The sequence below is a fragment of the Sphaerimonospora thailandensis genome, assembly GCF_016863115.1.
Lineage (GTDB): Bacteria > Actinomycetota > Actinomycetes > Streptosporangiales > Streptosporangiaceae > Sphaerimonospora > Sphaerimonospora cavernae.
The window spans coordinates 68,814-92,472 of sequence record NZ_BOOG01000025.1 but is presented as its reverse complement, the minus strand read 5'-3'; the positions used below and the strand labels follow the sequence as shown (position 1 = coordinate 92,472).

Genomic DNA, 23,659 nt, shown 5'->3' with positions numbered 1-23,659 from the left:
GACGGGGACCCTCATCCGGGCGTCAGATCTGCCAGGGCTCCCAGAGCTTCGTCGAGATCTCCACGCCGAACGGCTCGGGGAGCTCGACCGTCTGGCCGAAGTCCCACACACCGGCGAGCATGCCGTAGGTCCCCTGCTCCCGGTCGGGATCGGCGTAGAGCAGCACTCTAGCCACCCGGGGATCGCGGTCCACCAGTAGGTAATGCGGGATCCCGCTCCGGGCGTACCGGCTCCCCGTGGTCAGTGGGGAACGCAGCGTCCCCGGGTGCGGCAGCTCATCCACCGCGTTCCCCCGCGAGGTGACCTCCATGACCATGACCACCTGTGCGGGGAGCAGGTGCCGCGTGCGCTGTTTCCGGGCCTCCACGAGCGTCCCCCCGTCGACCACGAGCAGGTCGGGAGTGCGCCCGTCCCCGATGTCGGCCAGGTTGAGGTCGGCCGCGTGAACGGCCTGCCACTCGGAACCGGTCCTGCCGGTCTCCGCAGCGGAGAAGACCTTCTCGACGTCTCTGACCATTTCGTTGTGATCGACCGGGGGGCACGGCGATCCGCCGATCTCGGCGTCCGGAAGCAGGTGGTGGACCACCGCGGCAACGCTCACGACTCCTCCAGGAATTCAGATCTACTGAGCGTAACATCGCAGTCACCGAAAGGTATGGAAATTTCCGGAACGGGTCAGAGCCGGTGATACATCACGTGCAGCCCCACGAAACCGTGCTCGGGATGGTCGAACGCCTCCGGCACGGTACCGATGATCTCGAAGCCGAGAGACTTCCACAGGTGCACGGCGGGGTCGTTGACCTCGACTACCGCGTTGAACTGGATGCCCCGGTAGCCCTCGGCACGCGCCCAGTCGACGACATGGCGACCGAGAGCGCGGCCCACCCCCCTGCCCTGCCGGGCCGGGTCGACGAGGAACGACGCGGTGGCCACGTGTGCGCCGCGACCGGGCCGGTTGGGCCCCATCTTCGCCGAGCCGAGGATCACACCGTCCTCGACCGCGATCACGGTCTGCCCCGGGGGCGGTTCCATCCACCACGGCCGGGCCTCTTCGAGGGTCTGCCCCTCGGGGAAAGCGTAAGTGCGCCCCGCATCGATGATCGCGGAGTAGAAGGGATGGATGTCGGGCCAGTCCTCGTCGGTGGCGGTTCTGATCTCCATCCGCCGAGGGTACTGACGGACACCGGCGGGCGCCGATTGATTTTCCGGCGCCCGCCGCGCTGTCCGTCCTGCCGTACGGCCCCGTCGTTCAGGTTGGCGGGTCAGGCTCCGCGGAGCCGGGCCCCGGTCCGGTCGGCGGCCAGGGAGACCGCGGCGTCGCGGGCCGCGGTGGTCTCCTCGACCGTGAGCGTCCGGTCGGCGGCCCGGAAGCGCAGCGTGTAGGCGAGCGACTTGCTGCCCGCGCCGACCTGCGGGCCCTGGTACACGTCGAACAGCCGGACCGACTCCAGCAACTCGCCCGCGCCCTCGCCGAGCGCGGCCGCCACCTCGGCGACCGGCGTCTCAGCCGGGACGATCAGCGCGACGTCCTGGGTGGCCACCGGGTAGGCGGACACCGCGGGCGCCTGAACCGGGCCCGGCGGCCGGAGCAACGACAACTCCAGCTCCATCGCGGCCGTGCGGGGCGGCAGGCCGTACGCCTCGACGACACGCGGGTGCAGCTCGCCCGCGTGGCCGACCACGACGCGCTCACCGGTGCCCGAGTCGGTGATGCTCAGCTCCGCGCACCGTCCGGGATGCCACGGCTCGTGCCGGCCGGCCCGGACCTGGATCTCGATCCCGGCCTCGCGGGCGACGACGCGAGCCGCCTCGATCGCGTCGGCCCAGGTGGCCTGGCGGCCCTCGCCCCACCATCCGGAGCGCTCGAGCTCTCCCGCGAGGACCACGGCCACGTGGTGCGGCTGCCTCGGCAGCGCCCTCTCGATCCGGGCGAGCTCCTCGTCGGACGGCCTGCGGTCGACCGCGAGCACCGGCGCCGTGGCCGGCGCGTCCGGCTCCGGCCGGTAGACCAGGCCGGTCTCGAACAGCGCCACGTCGGTGAAGCCACGACCCACGTTGCGTACCAGGGTCTTCAGCAGGCCCGGCAGCAGCGTGGTCCGCATGAACGGCTCGTCCTCGCTCAGCGGGTTGACCAGCCTGGTGACCCAGCGGCGCGCGTCGCCGGCGGCCAGTTGCAGGTTGTCGAGGTCGCGGCCGCCGATGAACGGATACGACAACACCTCGACGTACCCCGACATCGCCAGCGCCCGGCCCACCTTGCGGCGCAGCCGCTGCTCCTCGGTCAGCCCGGCGCCGGCCGGGGCGGCGGGCAGCACCGACGGGAGGTGCTCGTAGCCCTCCAGCCGGATGACCTCCTCGGCGAGATCGTTCGGGTCGGTCAGGTCGGGCCGCCAACTCGGTGGAGTGACCGTGATCAGGTCGTCGCCGGGGACGGCGAGCTTGTCGGCCAGGTCGCCGCTCGACACCACTCCGGTGGCGGCGACGCCGCCCGTCCCGGCGCCGGACAGCTCGGTACCGGACGGCTCCTGCGCCCCTTCGGCCACGGCGCAGCCGATCTGCTCCAGCCTGCGGATCACGGTCTCTCGCGAATACGGCAGACCGGCGACGCGGCCGGGGTGGCCGACGGGGATCGCGATCCGTACCGGGGCGGGCTCGACCCGGGCGTGGGTCACCCCGGGCTCGACGGTGGCCCCGCCCAGCTCGACGAGGAGTCGTACGGCACGCCAGGAGGCGGCCAGCGGCAGTTCGCGGTCGACGCCGCGCTCGAACCGCTTGGAGGCCTCGCTCACCAGGTTGTGCCGGCGCGACTCCCTGGCGATGCCGGTCGCGGAGAAGTGCGCGGCCTCGATCACGATGCCGGTGGAGACGTCGGAGATCTCGGTGTGCAGGCCGCCCATCGTGCCGGCCATCGAGATCGGCCCGGAGTCATCGGTGATCAGGATGTCTTCCTCGTGGAGCTCACGCACCACATGGTCGAGCGTCTCCAGGCTCTCCCCCGGCCGGGCGCGCCGTACGACGATCTCGCCCGTCAGGCGGGAACGGTCGAAGGCGTGCAGCGGCTGGCCGAGTTCCAGCATCACGTAGTTCGTCACGTCGACGGCGAGCGAGACCGGCCGCATGCCGGCGCGCGCCAGTCGCACCCGCATCCACAGCGGGCTCTCGGCGGCGGGGTCGAACCCGGTGACGGCGCGCAGCACGAACCGGTCGCAGGCGGTGGGGTCGGCGATCGACGCCGGCCACGACTCGCCATCGGCGGCGGGCACCTCGATCTGGGCGGGATCGCGGAACGGCACGCCGAACGCGATGGCCGCCTCGCGCGCCACGCCGCGGATCGACAGCGCGTACCCCCGATCGGGGGTGACCTCCAGCTCCAGCACGTCGTCGCGCAGGCCGAGCAGTTCGACCACGTCGGCCCCGATCGGGGTGTCCTGCGGCAGCAGCAGAATTCCCGGGGAGGACTCGGCGATGCCGAGCTCGGCCTCCGAGCAGATCATGCCGTCCGACATCCGCCCGTAGGTCTTGCGGGAGCCGATCTCGAACCCGCCGGGCAGGACGGCGCCGGGCAGCGCGACCGGCACGACCGCGCCCTCCGAGAAGTTGGTCGCGCCGCACACGATCTCACGCGGCGCGGCCTCCCCGACCTCGACCTTGCAGTGCCGGATGGGCTTCTTGAACCCGGTCAGCTCCTCGATCTCGAGGACCCGGCCGACGACCACGTTCTTGATCTCGTGGCCGTACGAGGTGATGGCCTCCAGCTTGAGACCGGCGGCGGTGAGCTTGTCCGCCACCTCGTGGGCGGTGACCGCGGGAAGATCGACGTACTCCCGCAGCCAGGAGAGCGGGACCCTCATCAGACCTCCATCCCGAACGGCAGGGTGAACCGGATGTCGCCCTCGACCATGTCGCGCATGTCCTCGGCGTTGTGCCGGAACATCAGCGTGCGCTCGATGCCCATGCCGAAGGCGAAACCGGAGTAGACGGACGGGTCGACCCCGCAGGCGAGCAGCACGCGCGGGTTGACCATGCCGCAGCCGCCCCACTCGATCCAGCCCTCGCCCTTGCACGTACGGCACGGCGGGTTGCCGGGCGCCGCCGAAGCGCCGCGGCAGACGAAGCAGCGCAGGTCGAGCTCGGCCGACGGCTCGGTGAAGGGGAAGTAGTTCGGCCGGAACCGGGTGTCGATGCCCGTGCCGAACATCACCTCGGCGAACCTGTCGAGCGTGCCCTTCAGGTGAGCCATCGTCAGCCCCTTGTCGACCGCCAGGCCCTCCACCTGGTGGAAGACCGGCGTGTGGGTGGCGTCGAGCTCGTCGGTGCGGAAAGTCTTGCCCGGCGAGACCACGTAGACCGGCAGCGGACGCGACAGCAGCGCGCGGATCTGCACCGGCGAGGTCTGGGTGCGCAGCACCTTGCCCGACTCGGTGCTCTCCACGAAGAACGTGTCGTGGTCGGAGCGGGCCGGGTGGTCGGGCGCGATGTTCAGCGCGTCGAAGTTGAACCACTCACCCTCGAGCTCGGGGCCCTCCGCGACCTCGTAGCCCATCGCGACGAACGCGTCGGCGACGTGCTCCTGCAGTGTGGTGAGCGGGTGCCGGGCGCCGCGGGGCCCGCGGTCCCACGGCAATGTGACGTCGACGGTCTCCTCGATGAGGACGCGGGCGTCGCGTTCGGCCTCCAACTCGACCTGGCGGGCGGCCAGCGCCTCGCCGATGGCCTTGCGTGCGGCGCCGATCCGCTTGCCCGCCTCGGACCGCGCGGCGGGCGGTAGCGCGCCGATCTCGCGGTTGGCGAGCGCGACGGGCGATCTGTCTCCGGCGTGCGCGAGCCGGGCCTGCTTGAGTTCGTCGAGGTCTTTCGCCGTGGCGATGGCGGCGAGCGCATCGTCCTGCGCCCGCGCGACCTCGTCCGCGTGCAACGGCGTCACCTCGACCGGGTCATAGGTGTTCGACAAGAGAAAGCTCCGTATCCAGGGCGGCGAGCGCCGGGCGCTCGGCGGAGTCGAGTCTAGTGCCCTGGCCGTCAGTCTCCGTCCCGGACGGATCTTGACAGCTGGGACACTGTCCGATCAGCCCACCGGGCCGTCAACCGAAGTCGGGGGCGCCGGCGGGCAAGATAAATCGGAACTCGGCGCCACCGCCGGGCGCGCGCTGCACGCTGATCGTGCCGCCGTGGGCCTCCACAAGGCCCTTGACGATGAACAGGCCGAGCCCGGTGCCTCCCCGGCGACGCCCGTTGCCGCGCCAGAACTGGCGGAAGACACGCCCGACCAGCTCGGGCGCCACGCCCTCACCCTCGTCGCGTACCGACACCGCCACTCCCCACTCGACCGGCTCCACCACTATGGTCACCGTACCGCGTCCGTGCCGCAGCCCGTTTTCCACCAGGTTGCCGAGGATTTGGTCGATCTTGTCCTGGTCGAGCCAGGTCTCGGGCAACTCGCCGCGGACCTCCAGGCGGAAGCGCTCCTCCCGCTCCCCCGCCGCCACGCGGCCGGCGATGATCCGGCGGGCACGCGCCGGAATGTCGACGATCTGGCGGTGAATCTGCAGCCGGCCGGACTCGATCCTGGACACGTCGAGAAGTTCGGTGATCAACCGGGTGACCCGGTCGGCGTCGGCGTTCACCGTCTCCAGCATGACGAGCTTCTGCGCGTCGGAGAAGCGCTCCCACTTCCCAAGCAGCGTGGCGGTGAACCCCTTGACGCTGGTCAGCGGCGATCTGAGCTCGTGGGCGACGGTGGACACGAGGTCGGCCCGGCTGCGCTCGAGACGGGCCCTGGCCGAGGCGTCCCTGAGCGTGAGCACGATCCGGACGACCGGGCCGCCGCGCTCGGGACTGCGGACGAGGCGCGTGACGGCCAGGAGTTCCGGGCGGCCCGGCAGATGCAGCGGGCGCTCCGGCTGACGGCTGCGGGTAGCCAGTCCGCCATGCGGGTCCAGGCATTTCCACCAGTCACGGCCGTCCGCGTCACGTAACGGGAGGGTGTCGCTGATGTGCCGGCCGGTCGCCGCCTCGCGCGTCACCCCGGTCAGCCGCTCCGCGGCCCGGTTCACGCCGAGCACGACGCCGTCGACGTCGACCACGACCAGCCCGTCGGGAAGCTCGTCCATGTCGATGTGCGCACTCCCCTGGTCGGCCCGATCCCGGGTGCCGCCTGGGGTGTCGTCACATCGCACGAGAGCGCCTCCTTGACTTCCGCCTGGGACTTCCGCCAGGGACTTCCGCCTGGGTCCTGCCCGCCGACAATAGCGGGATTCCTGGGAATGTCGGCAGGGTCAACCGCGCCGGGTAGTGGGTTCTTCTACAGCGTGTAATGTCTGCCGTTGAACTCGCGCGGAAGCGTAGAGGCAAACACCCGCCGCGGTGGCGAGATTGAGGCTTTCGGCCCGGCCGTAAATGGGCACCCGCACCACCTCGTCCGCGAGATCGAGCAGCTCGGCCGGCAGCCCCCATGCCTCGTTCCCGAACACCCACGCCGTCGGCCGGGACAGGTCGGCATCGTCGAGCGTCCGGGTGCCCGCGCCGTCGGCGGCGAGCACCCGCAGCCCCGCCTCGCGCACCTGCCGTACGGCCTCGGCCACCGGGGCGCCGGTCGCGACCGGGAGGTGGAACAGGCTCCCGGCACTGGCCCGGACGCACTTGCCGTTGTAGGGATCGACCGAGGCGCCACTGAACACCACGGCGTCCGCTCCCGCGGCGTCCGCCGTACGCAGGACCGTGCCCGCGTTGCCGGGGTCGCGGACGTGGGCGAGCACGGCCACGAGCCGGGCGCCGGACGGCACCGCCTCAGCGAGCGGGACGTGGACGAACCGGCACACGGCGACGATGCCCTGCGGCGTGACGGTCTGGGTCAGCTCGGCCATGACCTCGCCGCTGGCCCGATGGACCGGGACACCCGCCGCCGCGGCGGCGCCCACGATGTCGGCGTGCCGCGTCCGCGCCTCGGTGGTCGCGAACAGTTCGACCGTCGCGCCCTCGACCGCCAGTGCCTCGCGGACCGCCTGCGGTCCCTCGGCGAGGAACGCCCGGTCTCGATCGCGGAAGGCTCGCTTGACCAGTCTGCGCGCGGCCTTGGCCCGCGGCGACCTGATATTCGTGATCTCCGCCATGACCACCTCGGATCCCTCGTTTCCCCTCAACATGACCGAGGGCCCACCGGACGACGGTGAGCCCTCGAGTTCAGGTGGCCGGTTCAGGCGACCGGTGCGTTCACGTCGGCCGGGAGCGCCTTCTTGGCGGACTCGACCAGCGTGGCGAAGGTCTGCGCGTCGTTCACCGCGAGGTCGGCCAGGATCTTGCGGTCCACCTCGATGCCGGCGAGGCGCAGGCCCTGGATGAACCGGTTGTAGGTCATGCCGTTGAGGCGCGCGGCCGCGTTGATCCGCTGGATCCACAGACGGCGGAACGCGCCCTTCTTGTCCTTGCGGTCACGGTACGCATAGGTCATCGAGTGGAGCATCTGCTCCTTGGCCTTGCGGTACAGCCTCGACCGCTGCCCCCGGTAACCGCTCGCCCGCTCGAGGACGACCCGGCGCTTCTTCTTGGCGTTGAGCGCCCGCTTCACGCGTGCCATTTCGTTCTATCTCCCCGGGTCGTTACTTGGCGAGCAGCTTCTTGATCTTCTTGGTGTCGGCGTCCGACATGACGACCACACCGTCGAGACGGCGCGTGCGGGTGGACGGCTTGTGCTCGAAAAGGTGCTGCCGGTTGGCACGGCGGCGCATGACCTTGCCGGTACCGGTCAGCCGGAACCGCTTCTTCGCACCGCTGTGCGTCTTCATCTTCGGCATGTCAGCCGTCTCTCCCTACTTATCCGTGCCGCCGGTCCGGACTCGACCCTCCGGGCCGACGGCGTGATCTACCACGCCGGGACCATGACAGCCCTGGCTCATCCAATATGTCGTCTGTTTCCGAGTGCTCGGACCCGGCTCACCCGGCCGGACGCGCCGTCACTCGGGTTGCGCGGACTGCACGGCCTGCGCGGGCTGTTCCTGGGCGTCGGCGGAATCCTCCGCCGTCGGATCCGCTCCGCGCTGTGCCTTGGCCGCCGCCTTCTCGGCCTTCGCCTCGGCCTTCTTCTTGTGCGGCCCGATCACCATGATCATGTTTCGGCCGTCCTGCTTGGGCTGCGACTCCACGAAGCCCAACTCCATGACGTCCTCGGCGAGCCGCTGGAGCAGCCGGAACCCCAGCTCCGGACGGGACTGCTCGCGGCCCCGGAACATGATCGTGACCTTGACCTTGTCTCCCGCCTTCAGGAAGCGCACGACGTGACCCTTCTTGGTCTCGTAGTCGTGCGGATCGATCTTCGGCCGGAGCTTGATCTCCTTTATGATCGTGTGCGCCTGGTTGCGGCGGGCCTCTCGCGCCTTCATGGCCGACTCGTACTTGAACTTGCCGTAGTCCATGAGCTTGCAGACCGGCGGCCGGGCCGTCGCCGCGACCTCCACGAGGTCGAGGTCGCTCTCCTGCGCCAGCTTCAGGGCGTCACCGATGGAGACGATGCCGACCTGCTCGCCGTTCGGGCCGACGAGGCGGACCTCGGGCACACGAATGCGGTCGTTGATGCGGGGCTCGGTGCTGATGGGACCTCCAAAAGACTTCCGCTAGCTGCTCGACCGTGCGGGAAACACAAAAACCCCGCACGTCACGCATGCGGGGTCACTGAGCCGAGCTCTTGCCGAAACTCCCGGCCCAGCCGGGTGCTCCGGTGTGATCCTTGACCCGTCCACCTTTCGGTGGATCAGGTGGGAGGAGGACCTCCGCTTGCGCGTCCGGCGGCGCGCCGGACCGATCGATGACTCACAATAGCACAACGCCGAGACCGCACGGAGCATTCCTCCCGCCGCTCCTCGCGACGGCGGTTCACCCGGCCCGACCCGCGATCCGACGCGCGATCTCGGCCTCGCCGGCGACGCGCATCGCCTCGACCGGGACGTCGTCCCGGCCCGTCATCAGCTCCACCTGCCTGACCGCCTGGTGCAGCAGCATCGGGAAGCCGCCGACCACGGTCAGTCCCCGGTCCCGTACGGCTGTCGCCAACGGTGTCGGCCAGGGAGAGTACACGACGTCGAACAGCGCGCCCTTGTGCGGCAGCGCGGCGGCCACCTCCCGGGCGAGGCGGTCGGCCGCCCCGGAAGGCAGCGTGGAGATCACCAGTTCCCCCACGCGGGTCCGGCCGGCCCGATCGCCGCCGAACCGGTCGAACCCGCTCACGGTCACCGCCATCCCGAGCCGCTCGGCCACCCGGAGGGTCTCCCCGGCACGGGCGGGGTCGCGGACCACGAGGGCGACCTCGGTCAGCCCCAGCTCGCGCAGGGCGGCGATCGCCGAGGCCGCGGTCGCCCCGCCGCCCAGGACCGTCGCCCCCGCCGGCGCGGACACCCCCGCCTCGTTGAGCGCCGCCACGATGCCGTACACGTCGGTGTTCTCGCCATGCCGCGCGCCGCCGTCCCTGAGGTCGCCGTCCCTGAGGTCGCCGTCCCTGAAGCCGCCGTCCCTGAAGCCGCCGTCCCTGAAGACCACGGTGTTGGCGCCGCCGACCGCCTCGGCCAGGTCGGAGACCGTGTCGAGCAGGGGCAGCACGGCGCGCTTGAGCGGCATCGTGAGCGACAGACCCGCCCATTCCGGTCCCATCGTGGCGAGCAGCCCGGCCAGGCCGTCCTCGTCGCACTCGATCGCGTCGTAGCGCCAGTCACGCAGGCCCAGCCCGGCGTAGGCCGCCCGGTGCAGGACCGGGGACAGCGAGTGCGCGATGGGCGAGCCGAGCACGGCGGCCCGGCGGGCGATCGCGGTCATCGGGTGTTCCTGTTGAGCTCTTCGACGAACCTCTGGTGCTCGGTGTCGCTGTCGGTGAACTTCGTGATGCCCCGCTTGGGGTCCACGGTCACGAAGAACAGCCAGTTGCCGTCGGCCGGCTTCAGCGCCGCCTCGATGGCGTGCTCGCCCGGGTTGCTGATCGGGCCGGGCGGCAGACCGAGGTACTTGTAGGTGTTGTACCGCGAGGTGCTCTTCAGGTCGGCGTGCGTGGCGGCGATGCCGTACTTGCCCAGGCCGTACATGACCGTGCTGTCCATGGAGAGCGTCATCTGCGGGTTGTGTCCGAGCCGGTTGTAGATGACCCGCGCCACCTTGGGCATGTCCTGCGTGCTGCCGGACTCGGCCTGCACGATGCTGGCAATGATCATGATCTGGCGAGGCGTGAAGCCCAGTTGCTTGGCCCGTACGTCGAGGTCGAGGCGCTCGGCGGTCTGGGTGAACCGCTCGACCATCTTGGCCAGGGTCTGCTTCGGCGTCTGCTTCGGACTGATCTCGTAGGTCGCGGGGAACGCGTACCCTTCGAGCCTGCCCTTGGCGTACGAGGGAAGGCCGAGGTCCTCCTTGGCGGCCTTGCGGAACTCCGAGACGGGCCTGCCCGTGGCCGTGGACAGTTCGGTGTAGATCTTGCTGAGGCGCAGACCCTCGCGGATCGTCAGCCTGTTGAGCACCCGGTTCTTCGGGTCCAGCAGGGTGAGGGCGGCGGCGGCCGACATGCCCTTGCGCATCGCGTACTGCCCCGGCTGGAGTGAGGAACTCTTGCCCGCCGCGCCGACGGCGTTGACGAACGCCCTGGCACTGGCGACGACGCCCGCGTCCTCCAGCATCTGGGCGATGTCGGAGGCGGTGGCCCCCTCGTTGATCTCGACGACGACCTCCCCGGTCCCCTCGCCGGTGTAGTCCTTCGGGATCATCACGTCGCCGACCCAGTTGAAGCCGTAGTATCCGGCACCGCCCAGGACGCCGACGATGATCACAAGGGCGAACAGGGTCGCGACGTAGCCCTTGCGACGCTGCCGCTTGCGCCGCCGGCGACTGCGACGCTGCTGGGTCCGGCTGCCGGGGGCCCGACGGCGGGACGGCGCCTCGTCGTCCTCGGCGCCTAGCAAGAAGTCCATGTCCAGATCATTCATAGTGCGCTGGCCAATCTCCCGGTCCGGACGGTCCCGCGTCAAGCGGATGGACCGAACCGGGGGTCGGGGCCGTCCTCCTCCGGGACCAACTAACGCTAGTTCGCCCCGAGATACCTGTTCAGCTCCTCCCGATATTTCCGGAACTCCGTCTCTTTGTCAGTAAATTTGGTGATTTTCCGCCGTGGATCGGTCGTTACGAACCAGTACCAGTCGCCCTTGGCCGGTTGGAGGGCCGCCCGCAGGGCGCTCTCCCCCGGGTTGCCGATCGGCGCCGGCGGCAACCCCGGGCGGGCGTAGGTGTTGTACGGCGAGTCCACCTTGGTGTCCTGCACGGAGACCTTCAGCGTGTGCCTGCGCAATGCGTAGTTGACCGTGCTGTCCATCTCCAGCTTCGCGCCCCGCCGCAGCCTGTTGTACACGACCCGTGCGATCTTGGGGTAGTCGGAGTCCCGGCCGCCCTCGGCCTGCACGATGCTGGCCAACGTCACGGCCTGCAGCGGCGTCAGGTTGTACCGGGGGGCCAGCCGCTCCAGGCGGACGTCGCGGGCCGCCTGCCGGAACCGGTCGATCATCGCGGCGAGCAGTCCCTGGGCGGTCGTGCCCGGCGTGATCTCGTAGGTCGCCGGGAAGAGGAACCCCTCGACCACGCCCCCGGCGTACGCGGGCAGCCGCAGGCCGTCCGGCCGGGCTACGGCCCTGGTGAAATCCTCCAGCGGGATGTCCGACTTGGCCGAGAGCGTGGCGAGCACCTCGGACAGGCGCATCCCCTCGGGCACGGTCACCGTGCGCATCACGCGTGAAGTCGGGGCAAGCAGGAGATCGAGCGCCGAGGCGGCCGCCATCCCCCGGCGCATGCGGTAGCGGCCGGGCTGCAGGCTGCCCTCCTTGGACCGCGCCACGACCGCCTGCACGAACGACTGGGTGCTGGCCACCACACCCGCCCGCCGCAGGGTCTCGCCGATCTCGCCCGCACTCTGGCCTGGGATGATCTCCACGATCACCGCGCCGGAGCCTGCGCCCACGAAGTCCTCGACATCGGGGACGGGGCGCAGGACGGAACGCACGCCGAACACGGCGGCCACCGTGACCAGGGCGACGCCTCCGGCCACGATGACCGGACCACGCCTCACGCGCCGGTCCCGCCGCTCGCTTCCTCGCCGGGATCGATGCCCGAGTCGTCCTCGAGCCTCCGGCCCGGCGGTCGGCCGGTGGCGCGTTCACCGTCGAGCGCGGCCTGCAGCAACACGACGGCCGCGGCCTGGTCGATCACGCTGCGCTGGTCGCGCGACCGCACGCCGCTGGAGCGCAGTCCCCGCTGGGCCGCGACCGTGGTCAGCCGCTCGTCGACCAAGCGGACGGGGGCCCGGCCGATGGCCGCGGCGAGTCGCGCGGCGAGCCGGGTCGCGAACTCCCGCGCGGCCGCGGCGGCGTGACTCTCCCGTCCGGACAGCGAGGTCGGCAGGCCGACGATGACCTCGATCGCCTCGTGCTCGGCCACGATCTCCACGATCCTGTCCAGGTCTCCCCGGCCGCGCCGTACGGTCTCCACGGGCGTGGCCAGCAGGCCGGACGGGTCGCTGCGGGCCACCCCGATCCGGACCGTGCCCACGTCGACGCCGATCCGGGCGCCATGCCTCATGACACGACCGCCGTCAGCCAAGGGACGAGGAGATGGCCTCCTCGACCGCGCGAAGCGCGTCGCCGACCGCCTCCGGACGGGTTCCGCCGCCCTGCGCCACATCGTCCTTACCGCCACCGCCACCCCCAAGTGTCCTGGCGGCGACGCCGACGAGCCGACCGGCCTTCAGACCGCGCTCGCGTCCCGCCTCGTTGACCGCGGCCACGACGACCGGTCGGTCAGAGGGGATGCCGACCACCACGATGACCGCGGCGCGGTCGCCCGGGAACCGGCCGCGCACATCGAGGGCGAGTTTACGCAGGTCGTCCGGGGAGGTGCCATCAGGCGCGCGGTGCGCCACCACGGAGACCCCATGGATGTCACGGGCACCGGCGGCCAGCTCGCCGGCGGCGGCGAGCACCTGCGCCGACCGCAGCCGCTCGAGCTCCTTCTCCGCGGTGCGCAGGCGGGTGACGATGCCCTCGATCCGCTCGGGCAGTTCCTCGCGGCGGGTCTTGAGCTGCTCGCTGAGCTGGGCGACCAGCACGCTCTCGCGGGCGAGGAACCGGAACGCGTCGAGGCCGACCAGCGCCTCGACCCGGCGCACGCCCGCGCCGATCGACGCCTCGCCGAGCACCTTGACCAGGCCGAGCTGGCCGGAGCTCGCGACGTGGGTGCCGCCGCACAGCTCACGGGAGTAGTCGCCGACCTCGACGACGCGGACCTCGTCGCCGTACTTCTCGCCGAACAGCGCGAGCGCGCCCATCGCGCGGGCCTGCGCCTGGCTGGTGTAGAAGGCGTTGACCTTGAGGTCGTTGATCAGGATCGCGTTGACCTCGTCCTCGACGTCGCGCAGCACGCTGGGCGGTACGGCCCCGGCCGCGGTGAAGTCGAAACGGAAGCGGCCCGGCGAGTTCTCCGAGCCCGCCTGCGCCGCCGACTCCCCGAGTGCGTTGCGGAAGCCGCGGTGGACGAGGTGGGTCGCGGTGTGGCTGCGGGAGATCGCGCGGCGCCGCTCCAGGTCGATCTCGGCGTGCGCCTGGTCGCCGACGCGGACCTCACCGGTGCGTACCTTGCCACGGTGCACGATCAGGCCGGCGACCGGCGACTGGACGTCGTTGATCTCGATCTCGGCGCCTTCGGTGCGGATGACCCCCTGGTCGGAGAGCTGGCCGCCGCCCTCGGCGTAGAACGGCGTGCGGTCGAGGACGACCTCGAGCGTCACGCCGGCGCCCACGGCCGGTACGGCGAGGCCGTCGACGAGCAGGCCGATGACGCCGGCCTCGGCCACGATGTGGTCGTAGCCCAGGAAGTCGACCCTGCCGGACTTCTCCAGGATGCTCGTGAAGACCGAAATGTCGGCGTTGCCGGTCTTCTTCGCCGCCGCGTCGGCCTTGGCCCGGTCCCGCTGCTCCTGCATGAGCCGCCGGAAGCCCTCCTCGTCGACCTGCAGGCCCTGCTCGGCCGCCATCTCGAGCGTGAGGTCGATCGGGAAGCCGTACGTGTCGTGCAGTTGGAACGCCTGGTCGCCGCCCAGAACGGCCCTGTCCTTCCGCTTGGTCTCCTCCACCGCCGCGTCGAAGATCGCGGTACCGGTGCGGAGCGTGCCGAGGAAGGACGCCTCCTCCGCGTCGATGACCGTGTGGATGTTCGCCGCGTCCGCCTTGAGATCGGGGTACTGCTCACCCAGGGCGTCGATGGTCACCGCGGTCAGCTCGTGCATGTACCGCTCCTCGCCGGCGCCGAGCAGGCGGAGGTTGCGGATCGCCCGGCGGAGCATGCGGCGCAGCACGTAACCGCGGCCCTCGTTGGACGGCAGCACGCCGTCGCCCACGAGCATCACACCGGCGCGCATGTGGTCGGCCACGACCCGCAGCGACACGTCGCCGCGATTGTCCCTGCCGTAGCGGGACCTGGTCAGCTGGGCGGCACGATCGAGGATCTTGTACGTCGTGTCGATCTCGTAGATGTTGTCGACGCCCTGCAGGATCGCCGCCATGCGCTCCAGGCCCATGCCGGTGTCGATGTTCTTGGCCGGCAACTCGCCGCTGATGTCGAAGTCGACCTTGTTGCGGACGGTGGCCAACTGCTCCTGCATGAAGACGAGGTTCCACACCTCGAGGTAACGGTTCTCGTCGGCGATCGGACCGCCCTCACGACCGTACTCGGGGCCGCGGTCGTAGTAGATCTCCGAGCACGGCCCGCCGGGACCCGGCACGCCCATGTGCCAGTAGTTGTCGGCGAGGCCGCGCCGCTGGATGCGCTCGAGCGGCAGGCCCACCTTCCCGTGCCAGATGTCCACGGCCTCGTCGTCGTCCAGGTAGACGGTCGCCCAGAGCCGGTCCTCGGCGAAGCCGAAACCGCCCTCGGACTCCGGCCGGGTGAGCAACTCCCAGGCGAACGGAATCGCCTGCTCCTTGAAGTAGTCGCCGAAGGAGAAATTGCCCAGCATCTGGAAGAAGCTGGCGTGCCGGGTCGTCTTGCCGACCTCGTCGATGTCGAGCGTGCGCACGACCTTCTGCACGCTGGCCGCCCGCGGATAGGGCGGCTTCTGCTGCGCCAGGAAGTAGGGCTTGAACGGGACCATGCCCGCGTTGACCAGAAGCAGCGTCGGGTCCTCGGCGACCAGGCTGGCCGAGGGCACGATGGTGTGCCCGCGCTCCTCGAAGAAGCGCAGGAAGCGGCGGGCGATCTCTGCCGACTCCATTTCAGCGGCCATCCTTTGCGTCGTCGTTTCCGTGGGCGCCGATCCCGTCGACGGCGCCGCTCCTGTCAACACTGCTGATTCGGTTAACACTGCCGAGCCCGAGTTCGGCCCGCAACTCACTTTCCCTGCTCGCCGCGTGCCGCCGTACCTCCCCGGCGAACTCCCTGAGCCGGTCGGCGAGGGTCACCGCGCGGCCGGCCGCGCGCCGGGCGACGTGCTCGGGCCGCAATGACTGAAGCTTACGCATGACCCAGACCGCCAGGCACGCTCCCAGCGCCATGTAGAAGAGGCGCCGGATCACCCGCGCCCCCTCCGGGCCGGTGACCGGTCGCCCTGCCGGGGAGCCGGTACGGACACCGGGCCCCCGCGTCGCGCCGCGATCGCGGCGCGCAGGCCGTGCCCGAGCGCGGAGATCTTGATCAGCGGAGTGGCGAACAGCGCGGACGCGACGCCGGTTATCTTCACCAGATCGCCACTGACGGCGCGCGCGTTGTCGGTGATGGCCTCGGTCTCCACCAGCCTGCGGTTGGCCTCGGAGACCGTCCGGCCCATGTCGTCGAGCAGCGGTGCCAGGCGCTCGCTCAGCTCGGCCACCGACTTGGTCGTCTCGTTCAGCAGTCTGGTCAGCTTCACCAGCACGACGGCCAGGAAGCAGACCAGAATCGCCCAGAAGACGGCGACGAGCAGACCCGCCAGCTCTCCCGCGCTCAGCATGCGCCGATCTCCCTAGTTCGTTTACTTGATCAGCCGAGGGCAGATCTTGTCGGTCAGGGCACCAGACCCTACCGCGAACGCGTTGCCCGCCGATCCTCGCCACACACTTGGCGGATTTTTCACTCGCCGCGGAGGAAGGCCCTGATCTTCGTCCAGCGCTCGCCGTAGCGCGCCTCGGCCCCGTGGCCGGTCGGCTCGTAGTAGCGGCGGTCCCGCAACTCTTCCGGGGCGTAGTCCTGCTTGACCAGGCCGTGCTCGAAGTCATGCGGGTACTGGTAGCCCTTCCCGTGGCCCAGCTTCTTCGCACCGGGGTAGTGCGCGTCACGCAGAGGGGCGGGGACCGATCCGATCCTGCCGCGCCGTACATCGTCGCAGGCGGCGCCGATGGCCTTCACGACCGCGTTGGACTTGGGCGCGAGCGCGCAGTGGATCACCGCGTGCGCGAGGTTGATCCGCCCCTCCGGGAGCCCGATGAAGTCCACGGCCTGTGCGGCGGCGACCGCGGTCTGCAGGCAGGTGGGGTCGGCCATGCCCACGTCCTCGGACGCGAAGATCACGATCCGGCGGGCGATGAACCGCGGATCCTCCCCCGCCTCCACCATCCGGGCCAGGTAGTGCAGCGCGGCGTCGGCGTCGGAGCCGCGCATGCTCTTGATGAACGCGCTGACCACGTCGTAGTGCTGATCGCCCTGGCGGTCGTAGCGTACGGCCGCCTTGTCGACCGCCCGCTCCACGACGTCGACGGTGACCTCGCCCGCGCCGCCGTCCACGAGCAGCGCGGCGGCCTCCAGGTAGGTGAGCGAGCGGCGGGCGTCGCCTCCGGCGAGCCGTACGAGCTGGTCGAGCGCGTCGGGCCGCAGGGTGACCCGCCCGCCGAGGCCACGCGGGTCGGCGACCGCGCGCTCCAGAACGGCCCGGATGTCGTCTTCGGTCAGCGACTCGAGCGTGAGCAGCAGCGAGCGGGACAGCAACGGGGAGATCACCGAGAAGAACGGATTCTCGGTGGTCGCGCCGATGAACGTGACCCAGCGGTTCTCCACGGCGGGCAGCAGCGCGTCCTGCTGCGCCTTGTTGAATCTGTGAACCTCGTCGACGAACAGCACGGTCTGCCTGCCGGTCATGCCCAGCTCGCGGCGGGCCTGGTCGATCGCGGCGCGCACGTCCTTCACGCCCGCCGACACCGCGGAGATCTCCACGAACCTCCGCTTCGTGACGCCCGAGACCACGTAGGCGAGGGTCGTCTTGCCGGTCCCCGGAGGCCCCCACAGGAACAGCGACATCGGCGCGTCGCTCTCGACGAGCCGCCGCAGCGGGGTGCCGCGGCCCAGCAGGTGCCGCTGCCCGATCACCTCGTCCAGGCCGCGCGGACGCATCCGCACCGCCAGCGGTTCCTGACCGCGGTGGGCCTCCTCGGCCGCCGAATCGAACAGGCTCTCCACATCGCCGACACTACCGTCACCCACCCCAGACCGCCGTCGCTCCGCTGTGCCCGAGCCGTACGACGTAGTAGCCGACGGCCAGGGCGAGCACGACGGAGGCGGCCGAGACGGCGACGACAGGAACGACTTCACTGCTCCTGGTGGGGCTTGAGCGAGTGCTCGGGACGGGTTTCCGCCCTGATTACGCCGCGGCGCGGCGGACGGTTCGCCGGAAGATCAGACGGAGGGAGGGGCAGTTTACTGCAAAAGAGTAGTAATACCCACGATGCCCCCGCTTTACACGAAGCGAACGCGATCACGACTAGAGTGACGATCCGAAATCGTCATAGAAGGTAAAAGGAAAGGCAAAGCGGTGACCGACACTGATCGGCAGAAGCAGCCGGCTTCGCGCACGGCCAGGCGTACTACCACCCCTCGTGTCGGCCCCTCGCGCGTCGGCCTGGGTCTCGGAGTCGGCCTCAGCGTGCTCGCGCTCGTCGGCGGCCTGGCCGCGTGCGGCGGCACGAGTGACAAGGCGTCGGGCGGGGAGAGCCCGAGCGCCGCGCCGTCGGCCGGACCCTCGGTCACCGAGACCGAGTTGCCGGAAGCCACGCCCAGCGCGCGCCCCACCGACCTTCGGCAGATCAGCTGCCAGTACCGAAAGGACGACACCGGCAGCCCCGCGAAGCTCGTCGGCTACCCGCCGAAGCGGCTCACCCGGTCGGTGATCAAGGCGACCAAGATGACCCTCAGGACGAACCTCGGCGACATTGTGATCAACGTGTCCGCCGAGGCGACGCCCTGCGCGCTGAACTCCTTCGCGTTCCTGGCCGAGAAGAACTTCTTCGACAACACCGTCTGCCACCGCCTCACGACCATGGAGTCCAACGGCCTCGGCCTACTGCAGTGCGGCGACCCTCAGGCCAAGGGCGACGGCAAGAACCCGACCGACGGCACGGGCGGTCCCGGCTACCTGTTCGACGACGAGAACATCGGAGTTCCCCTCGCCCGCGGCACCGTGTTCCTGGCCCAGTCGCCGGACGCGGTCAACGCCAACGGCAGCCAGTTCGTGTTCTCCTACACCGATGAGAACGGCCAGCTTCCCGCTGACTACACCGTCTTCGGAATTGTGAGCGAGGGGCTCGACATCATCGACAAGGTGGCCAAGGGCGGTGTCATCGTCTTCCCCGACGGCGGCGACATCACCAACGAGGACGGCGGCTCCAACGCCCCCAAGACCCGCGTGCTGATCAAGGACCTGACGGTCTCCTGACCCCAACCCCCGTGGTGATCTTGCGAATTCTCGCAAGCGGGGGCGATGAGCTGCGCAAACACCCTTCGTGATCTTGCAGTAACTCGCATGCGGGCCATCCGAGCAGGGCTTCCGTCGTTCGTGATCTTGCAGTCGCATCCGAACTGCAAGATCACGAACGATGTTCTCGCAAGATCACGCGCCGGGGGTGGGGGTGGGCTGGGCGGGAGTCTCACCCTTGGGCTTGGCGTCGACGCCGGCCTCCTTGCGCTGCTCGCCCGTGATCGGCGTGGGAGCCCCGGTGAGCGGGTCGTAGCCCGACGCCGTCTTCGGAAACGCGATCACGTCGCGGATCGACTCGCCGCCCGACAGCAGCATGCAGACCCGGTCCCAGCCGTAGGCGATGCCGCCGTGCGGCGGCGGGCCGTACTTGAACGCCTCCAGCAGGAAGCCGAACTTGCTCTCGGCCTCCTCCTTGGAGATGCCGAGCACGTCGAACACGCGCTGCTGCATCTCGGCCCGGTGGATACGGATCGAGCCGCCGCCGATCTCCATGCCGTTGCAGACCATGTCGTAGGCGTACGCCAGGGCCTCGCCCGGGGTGTCCTGGAAGCTTTCGGCCCACTCGGGCTTCGGTCCGGTGAACGGATGGTGGACGGCGGTCCAGCCGGTCTGACGGCCGACCTCGTCGACGACGGGCTCGAACATCGGCGCGTCGACCACCCACAGGAACGACCACCGGGACTCGTCGATCAGATCGCAGCGGCGGCCGATCTCCAACCGGGCCGCGCCGAGCAGCTCCCGCGAAGGGCCGGGCAGACCGGCGGCGAAGAAGATCGCGTCCCCGGACCGCGCGCCCGTCGCCTCGGCGAGCCCGGCGAGCTCCGCCTCGGACAGGTTCCTGGCCACCGGGCCGCCGAGGCCGCCGTCCTCCTGCACCAGCACGTACGCCAGGCCGCGGGCGCCGCGTGACTTGGCCCACTCCTGCCAGCCGTCCAGCTCCTTGCGGGTCTGCGAGGCGCCGCCGGGCATGACGACGGCGCCCACGTACGGCTGCTGGAACACCCGGAAGGCGGTGTTCGCGAAGTACTCCGTCAGATCGGTCAGCTCGACGCCGAACCGCAGGTCCGGCTTGTCCGAGCCGTACCTGGCCATCGCCTCGGCGTAGGGCATCCTGGGCAGCGGCGAGGGCAGCTCGTAGCCGAGCGTCTCCTTCCAGATGCGCCCGATCAGGGCCTCGCCCAGCTCGATCACGTCGTCCTGGTCGACGAAGGACATCTCGATGTCGATCTGGGTGAACTCAGGCTGCCGGTCGGCGCGCAGGTCCTCGTCGCGGAAGCAGCGGGCGAGCTGGTAGTAGCGCTCCAGGCCGGAGACCATGAGCAGCTGCTTGAACAGCTGCGGCGACTGCGGCAGGGCGTACCAGTTGCCCGGCTGGAGCCGTACGGGCACCAGGAAGTCGCGCGCGCCCTCGGGCGTGGATCGGGTCAGGGTGGGCGTCTCGACGTACACGAAGCCACGCTCACGCATGACGTCGTGGGCGAGGTAGGTCGCCTGGGACCGGATCTTCAGCGCGTCGCCGATCCCCTGCCGCCGGATGTCGAGGTAGCGGTACTTCAGCCGCGCCTCCTCCGACACACCGGACGTGCCCTCGATCGGGAACGGCAGCGGGGCCGACTCGCTCAGCACCGTCACCTCGGTGGCGACGACCTCGATGTCGCCGGTCGGCAGGTCGGGGTTCTCGTTGCCCGCCGGGCGGAGCCGGACCTCGCCCGTCACCTTCACGCAGTACTCCGAGCGCAGGTCGTGGGCGTGATCCTCCTCACGGAAGACCACCTGCGCCGAGCCGGAGGCGTCACGCAGGTCGATGAACACGACGCCGCCGTGGTCGCGCCGGCGCGCCACCCATCCGGCCAGCGTCACCTGCCGGCCGGCATGCTCCTTACGAAGCGTCCCTGCTTCGTGGGTGCGGATCACGAGAGTCTTCCCTTCAGGACGTCGACGACCTCGGTGAGCGGCACCGCGGTCTGGTCGGCTGTGGTCAGGTCCTTCACTTGTACGGCTCCCGCCTCGATGTCGCGGTCGCCGAGGATCACGGCGTAGCGGGCGCCGCTGCGATCGGCGGCCTTCATGGCGCCCTTGACGCCGCGGCCGCCGAAGGCCATGTCGACGGCGAGACCGGCCCGGCGCAGCGCGGCGACCAGCGGGAAGATCCGCCGCCTGGCCTCCTCGCCCAGCGGGACCGCGAACACGTCGACGCGTCCGGCGGGCTCGGCGAGCAGCCCCTCGGCCTCCAGCGCGAGCACGGTGCGGTCCACGCCGAGCGCCCAGCCGACGCCGGGCAGCTGCGGGCCGCCGATCATCTCGCTCAGCCCGTCGTAGCGGCCGCCGCCGCCGACGGCGGACTGGGCGCCCAGCCCGTCGTGGACGAACTCGAAGGTCGTGCGGGTGTAGTAGTCGAGACCGCGGACCAGCCGGGGATCGTCCTCGTACGGCACGTCCGCCGCGGCCAGCAGGCCCCGGACCTCCTCGTGGTAGGCCTTGCACGCCCCGCAGAGGTGATCGGTCACCAGCGGCGCGCCGGCCAACTGGGCGCGGACCTCGGGCCGCTTGTCGTCGAGCACCCGCAGCGGGTTGATCTCGATCCGCTGCCGGGTCGCCTCGTCGAGGTCGAGCGCGCGCAGGAAGTCCTGCAACGCGGCCCGGTAGGCCGGGCGGCATTCCCTGCAGCCCAGCGAGTTGAGCAGCAGCCGCACGTGGCGCAGGCCGAGCGAGGCGTAGCCGTCCATGGCCAGCACGATCAGCTCGGCGTCCAGCGCCGGGTCCTCGGCTCCCAGCGCCTCGGCGCCGACCTGGGAGAAGTGGCGGTAGCGGCCCGCCTGCGCCCGCTCGTAGCGGAAGAAGCTGCCCGAGTACCAGAGCTTGATCGGCAGCGGTCCGCCGTACAGTCCGTGCTCGATCACGGCGCGCACCACGCTGGCCGTGCCCTCGGGGCGCAGCGTCAGGGACTGCCCGCCCCGGCTGGTGAACGTGTACATCTCCTTGGTGACGATGTCGGTCGACTCGCCGACACCGCGTGAGAACAGCCCGGTGTCCTCGAACGCGGGCGTCTCGACGTATCCGTACCCCGCGCGGCGGGCGGGCCCGGCCAGCGCGTCGCGCACGGCGAGCACGGTCTCCGAACGCGGCGGCATCCAGTCGAAGGTGCCCTTGGGCGCCTGAAAATTCATCACAATCCCCTGCTCGGGCCTGCCGCGACGTCCCCGAGGAAGGGGTTGGTCGCGCGTTCGCGGCCGATGGTCGTCTGTGGTCCGTGACCGGGCAGGACCACGGTGTCGTCCGGCAACGTCATCGTCTTCGCGAGACTGCGGAGCATCACGGCGTGGTCCCCGCCGGGAAGGTCGGTTCTGCCGATGGAGCCGGCGAAGAGCAGGTCACCCGAGAACAGGACCGGGGAATCCTCTCCCTGTGAGTCCTGCAGGGGTGTCCGGAACGTCACCGACCCCCTGGTATGGCCGGGCCGGTGGTCGACTGTGAGCTCCAGGCCGGCGAGCTCGATCACGGCGCCGTCCGACAGTTCCCTGACGTCGTCGGGCTCGCCGAACTCCAGCCCCCCGAACATCTGCCGGGCCGGGCCGGGGAACCCCTTCGCCGGGTCCGACAGCAGGTCGCGGTCGTCGGGGTGGATCCAGGCGGGTACGTCACGGGCGCCGCACACCGGGACGACAGACCACATATGGTCGATATGACCGTGGGTGAGCAGCACCGCGACGGGCTTGAGACGGTGTTCGCGCAGGAGGTCGTCGAGACCCTCGACGGCGTCCTGACCTGGATCGACGATCACGCACTCCTCGCCCGGAGCGGGAGCGACGACGTAGCAGTTGGTCTGGAACGACCCTGCGGGAAACCCGGCGACGAGCACGGAAGCGGCCTCTGCATCTGATGAGGATGTATCAAGGATTACGCGAGCGAATGTAACCGAAGGGTACCGGTGCGGGTCGGCAGGCTGCGAACCCACGCCCGTCAGCCGATACGATTCGCCCACCTCAATAGTCATTCTTGGAGCAGTCGAGCCGGATGCTATACAACCACCACCGCTCCGGCGAGGCGGCACTGAGCGTACGACCATGGGAAACAGGGAGGTCGAAGTGGCCACCGGCAAGGACCGGCGCAGGCAGCTCGCCCGGGAGCACCACGAGCGGCAGATGAAGACACGAGTCGAACGCCAGCGCAAGGCGCGGCGCAACGCCGTCATCGGCACCACGACCGCGGTCGTGGTCGTGGTGGGCGGCGGCGTGGCCGCCGCGACGCTGATCGACCGCGAGGAACCTGCTCCGAAGCAGAGCCCCGTCGCCGCCGTCGAGGAGCCCAAGCCGTACGACCCGGCGACCGGAATGTGCGGGTACGTCGCCGACAAGGGCAGCGGTCAGGTCAAGGACGTCGGCATGCCTCCGACGAAGGTCAGCACCGCTCCGGCGACAATGAAGATCAAGACGAGCCTCGGGGACATCGACGTCAAACTGGAGACCGAGAAGGCGCCCTGCACGGTCAACTCGTTCCGGTACCTGGCGTCGAAGGACTACTTCGACGACTCCAAGTGCCACCGCATGGGCACGAAGGACTTCCCGATCCTGCAGTGCGGCGACCCGCTGGCCAAGGCCGACGGCAAGAACCCGACCGACGGCACCGGCGGCCCCGGCTACCGGTTCGCCGACGAGAACCTCGCGGGCGCCAAATACACGCGGGGCGTCGTGGCCATGGCCAACAGCGGTCCCAACTCCAACGGCAGCCAGTTCTTCATCGTGTTCGGGGACACCGGGCTGCCCCCGAGCTACACACCTTTCGGTACGGTGACCAAAGGACTCGAAATCGTGGACAAGGTCGCCAAGAAGGGCATCGTCGGCGGCGATGGCGGCACCGGTGCCCCGAAGCAGCCAGTGGAAATCAAAGACGTGACAATCACTGGCAAGAGCTGACGTAATTACTACACCAAGGCGATAT

Annotated in this window: 22 protein-coding genes; 2 read left to right on the top strand and 20 right to left on the bottom strand. The window is 70.1% G+C overall.

From position 1 onward, the window contains the following. Window positions 1–22 precede the first annotated feature (22 nt). The 17 genes from Mth01_RS15195 to Mth01_RS15115 all read right to left on the bottom strand — a co-directional run bounded on the left by Mth01_RS15195 (window position 23) and on the right by Mth01_RS15115 (window position 17,427). On the bottom strand, window positions 23–601 hold the full coding sequence (locus Mth01_RS15195; protein ID WP_204016494.1) for a Uma2 family endonuclease: 579 nt from the start codon (window positions 599–601) through the stop codon (window positions 23–25). 74 nt (window positions 602–675) lie between these two features. Then, complete coding sequence (locus Mth01_RS15190) at window positions 676–1,161, bottom strand: GNAT family N-acetyltransferase (RefSeq protein ID WP_204016493.1); 486 nt, start codon at window positions 1,159–1,161, stop codon at window positions 676–678. 101 nt (window positions 1,162–1,262) lie between these two features. Beyond that, a complete protein-coding gene (locus Mth01_RS15185) occupies window positions 1,263–3,851 on the bottom strand; it encodes a phenylalanine--tRNA ligase subunit beta (protein ID WP_204016492.1) in 2,589 nt (862 codons plus the stop codon). Next, window positions 3,851–4,951 (bottom strand): phenylalanine--tRNA ligase subunit alpha, encoded by a 1,101-nt coding sequence (gene pheS, locus Mth01_RS15180; RefSeq protein ID WP_204016491.1) that lies wholly within the window; start codon window positions 4,949–4,951, stop codon window positions 3,851–3,853. Before pheS ends, Mth01_RS15185 begins: the two co-directional genes overlap by 1 nt. Window positions 4,952–5,081: 130 nt before the next feature. Further along, window positions 5,082–6,110: a sensor histidine kinase gene (locus Mth01_RS15175; RefSeq protein ID WP_204016516.1), complete on the bottom strand. Its 1,029-nt coding sequence runs from the start codon at window positions 6,108–6,110 to the stop codon at window positions 5,082–5,084. 165 nt (window positions 6,111–6,275) lie between these two features. Further along, window positions 6,276–7,109 carry a TrmH family RNA methyltransferase gene (locus Mth01_RS15170; RefSeq protein ID WP_407695949.1) on the bottom strand — a complete coding sequence of 278 codons (834 nt, stop codon included), beginning with the start codon at window positions 7,107–7,109 and terminating at the stop codon, window positions 6,276–6,278. A gap of 83 nt (window positions 7,110–7,192) precedes the next feature. Continuing rightward, window positions 7,193–7,573 carry a 50S ribosomal protein L20 gene (gene rplT / locus Mth01_RS15165; protein ID WP_055481924.1) on the bottom strand — a complete coding sequence of 127 codons (381 nt, stop codon included), beginning with the start codon at window positions 7,571–7,573 and terminating at the stop codon, window positions 7,193–7,195. 22 nt (window positions 7,574–7,595) lie between these two features. Next, window positions 7,596–7,790 carry a 50S ribosomal protein L35 gene (gene rpmI / locus Mth01_RS15160; protein ID WP_204016490.1) on the bottom strand — a complete coding sequence of 65 codons (195 nt, stop codon included), beginning with the start codon at window positions 7,788–7,790 and terminating at the stop codon, window positions 7,596–7,598. Window positions 7,791–7,949: 159 nt separating this feature from the next. After that, a complete protein-coding gene (gene infC / locus Mth01_RS15155) occupies window positions 7,950–8,567 on the bottom strand; it encodes a translation initiation factor IF-3 (protein ID WP_275408951.1) in 618 nt (205 codons plus the stop codon). Between the two features lie 298 nt (window positions 8,568–8,865). Continuing rightward, window positions 8,866–9,798, bottom strand: coding sequence for a shikimate dehydrogenase (locus Mth01_RS15150; protein ID WP_204016489.1), 933 nt, complete (start codon window positions 9,796–9,798; stop codon window positions 8,866–8,868). Next, a complete protein-coding gene (mltG, locus tag Mth01_RS15145) occupies window positions 9,795–10,934 on the bottom strand; it encodes an endolytic transglycosylase MltG (RefSeq protein ID WP_239089677.1) in 1,140 nt (379 codons plus the stop codon). The genes Mth01_RS15150 and mltG (Mth01_RS15145) overlap by 4 nt, the downstream gene beginning before the upstream one ends. Window positions 10,935–11,044: 110 nt before the next feature. After that, complete coding sequence (gene mltG / locus Mth01_RS15140; protein WP_204016487.1) at window positions 11,045–12,079, bottom strand: endolytic transglycosylase MltG; 1,035 nt, start codon at window positions 12,077–12,079, stop codon at window positions 11,045–11,047. Next, entirely contained in the window at window positions 12,076–12,588 is a 513-nt protein-coding gene (gene ruvX / locus Mth01_RS15135) for a Holliday junction resolvase RuvX (protein ID WP_204016486.1), read from the bottom strand. Before ruvX ends, mltG (Mth01_RS15140) begins: the two co-directional genes overlap by 4 nt. Before the next feature lie 13 nt (window positions 12,589–12,601). Further along, window positions 12,602–15,274: an alanine--tRNA ligase gene (alaS, locus tag Mth01_RS15130; RefSeq protein ID WP_204016485.1), complete on the bottom strand. Its 2,673-nt coding sequence runs from the start codon at window positions 15,272–15,274 to the stop codon at window positions 12,602–12,604. Window position 15,275: 1 nt separating this feature from the next. Further along, window positions 15,276–15,575, bottom strand: a complete 300-nt coding sequence (locus Mth01_RS15125) for a hypothetical protein (protein ID WP_204016484.1) — start codon at window positions 15,573–15,575, stop codon at window positions 15,276–15,278. Beyond that, entirely contained in the window at window positions 15,572–15,988 is a 417-nt protein-coding gene (locus Mth01_RS15120) for a DUF948 domain-containing protein (RefSeq protein ID WP_204016483.1), read from the bottom strand. The genes Mth01_RS15125 and Mth01_RS15120 overlap by 4 nt, the downstream gene beginning before the upstream one ends. Before the next feature lie 119 nt (window positions 15,989–16,107). Continuing rightward, window positions 16,108–17,427 (bottom strand): replication-associated recombination protein A, encoded by a 1,320-nt coding sequence (locus Mth01_RS15115; protein ID WP_239089676.1) that lies wholly within the window; start codon window positions 17,425–17,427, stop codon window positions 16,108–16,110. Between the two features lie 352 nt (window positions 17,428–17,779). Between Mth01_RS15115 and Mth01_RS15110 the strand changes: the two genes are divergently transcribed. Beyond that, window positions 17,780–18,679, top strand: coding sequence for a peptidylprolyl isomerase (locus tag Mth01_RS15110; RefSeq protein WP_204016482.1), 900 nt, complete (start codon window positions 17,780–17,782; stop codon window positions 18,677–18,679). 174 nt (window positions 18,680–18,853) lie between these two features. Here Mth01_RS15110 and aspS read toward each other — a convergent pair whose 3' ends face one another. The 3 genes from aspS to Mth01_RS15095 are packed head-to-tail and all read right to left on the bottom strand — an operon-like array spanning window position 18,854 to window position 22,580. Next, window positions 18,854–20,635: an aspartate--tRNA ligase gene (gene aspS, locus Mth01_RS15105; RefSeq protein WP_204016481.1), complete on the bottom strand. Its 1,782-nt coding sequence runs from the start codon at window positions 20,633–20,635 to the stop codon at window positions 18,854–18,856. Then, window positions 20,632–21,888 (bottom strand): histidine--tRNA ligase, encoded by a 1,257-nt coding sequence (gene hisS / locus Mth01_RS15100; protein ID WP_204016480.1) that lies wholly within the window; start codon window positions 21,886–21,888, stop codon window positions 20,632–20,634. The genes aspS and hisS overlap by 4 nt, the downstream gene beginning before the upstream one ends. Further along, window positions 21,888–22,580, bottom strand: a complete 693-nt coding sequence (locus Mth01_RS15095) for an MBL fold metallo-hydrolase (RefSeq protein ID WP_204016479.1) — start codon at window positions 22,578–22,580, stop codon at window positions 21,888–21,890. The genes hisS and Mth01_RS15095 overlap by 1 nt, the downstream gene beginning before the upstream one ends. Window positions 22,581–22,785: 205 nt before the next feature. Between Mth01_RS15095 and Mth01_RS15090 the strand changes: the two genes are divergently transcribed. After that, a complete protein-coding gene (locus Mth01_RS15090; RefSeq protein ID WP_204016478.1) occupies window positions 22,786–23,634 on the top strand; it encodes a peptidylprolyl isomerase in 849 nt (282 codons plus the stop codon). Window positions 23,635–23,659: the final 25 nt, after the last annotated feature.